At 25.7% G+C, this 1,366-nt stretch carries 1 protein-coding gene; it reads left to right on the top strand.

All coding sequences use genetic code 11. The features are described from left to right. The first annotated feature begins 855 nt into the window (after window positions 1-855). A complete protein-coding gene (locus IV513_RS15430) occupies window positions 856-1,239 on the top strand; it encodes a hypothetical protein (RefSeq protein WP_209391439.1) in 384 nt (127 codons plus the stop codon). The last annotated feature ends 127 nt before the right edge of the window (window positions 1,240-1,366 follow it).

The following is a 1,366-nucleotide window of genomic DNA, read 5'->3' as shown; positions in this document are numbered from 1 at the left end:
GAAAATGTAAAATATAAATCTTACAAACGACAAAAAATTGATAACTTTAACAAAACAAAATAACTGAAAAATGTGTCAACTATTTCAGGATAATACAAACATTGCGCAAAATCCTGAAAATGAATATTTTCTGTAAAATATTTAATGAGAGTCTTTAATGAAAAAGTCTTAAAATTCTGCTCTATTTTTGACACTTAAATCTTGAAAAATAATCTTAAAAATTATTGAGAAAAGGAAAATTCTATATGCGAAATTAACAAATGGAAAGCCTAAAATATTGAAAAAAAAAATTGCGCAAAAAAACTGAATAATTTGAATAAAATTCTAACGAAAAAGAATCATTGAAATTGAAGTTCTCCAATTGATTTCAAAAAAAATTTCATTACAATTGGAACGCATATTTGACAAACTTTACGCACAAGATTTTAAAAATTTTCAAAATTCTGTATGGAAAAATTGATGCTTAAGGAAAACGCTAAAAATGAATAATATTTGACCAAAAATTTTTCAAAAATGAATAAAATTTGCAATTTTTCGTGAATATACTTCAAAAAACAAATTGAGAATATTATGGAAATTGCGTGAAAACATTGAAGTTAGCTGTTAGAATCTACAAAAAAACGCCGAAAAACAACTGCAGATTACATTGTATTTGCAAAATGCGGGGTTAAAGTTTAAGTTGAACTACTCCACTTTTTTAGTCGCAACTTGCTTTTCATATTACTATTTTTTGTAAGTTAGCAATACGAAAAAGCAATTTGCTCAGTCTGTTCTTTCTTGAATCTTTGATTCTTCGAAAGCCCGCACTTCGCAAATACTTTTTCCGTTAGCCGTAATTTTATCCAAACTACAGTCGTGAAAGAAAAAATTGAAAATTTAAGAAATATCAAATCTGATTTTTTTCTTGCAACAAATTCGTTTTGCTTTGATTTAAAAACTGAGAAAGAAGTTTTAGTTTTATGGGTTAATCCTGTTTGGAGGTTATATAAAAATGATATTTTTATAAACTCTTCTTTTGAATGTCCCGTTTTTCAAGATTATGAAAATGAAATAGAATATGAAGATGATTTCAAAAATTGGTGTAAGAAAACAGATTATTTAAAAACACAGAATATTTTGAAGTTTCAAATTACAGAATTAGATGATATAAAAATATTTTTTGAGGACGAAAGCATTTTAGAAACCTTCAAATATGATGAAGATAAAACTTGGCACTTACAAGATAATGAAAATCACTAATTCAATCCGAATAATTTCAATCATTTCATTTCAATAGCGTCCTAAATAAAAAAATAAGAAGGAATTAAAGTAACTCAAAGTATCTTTGAGGTTGACAACAAAAAAACCTTCTTATGGATTCAAAATT

Origin of the sequence: Chryseobacterium sp. RR2-3-20 (genome assembly GCF_017808115.1) — a bacterium.
Taxonomy (GTDB): Bacteria; Bacteroidota; Bacteroidia; order Flavobacteriales; family Weeksellaceae; genus Chryseobacterium; species Chryseobacterium oryzae.
The sequence above is the reverse complement of the archived record's forward strand: the minus strand, read 5'-3'. Positions and strand labels throughout refer to the sequence as shown.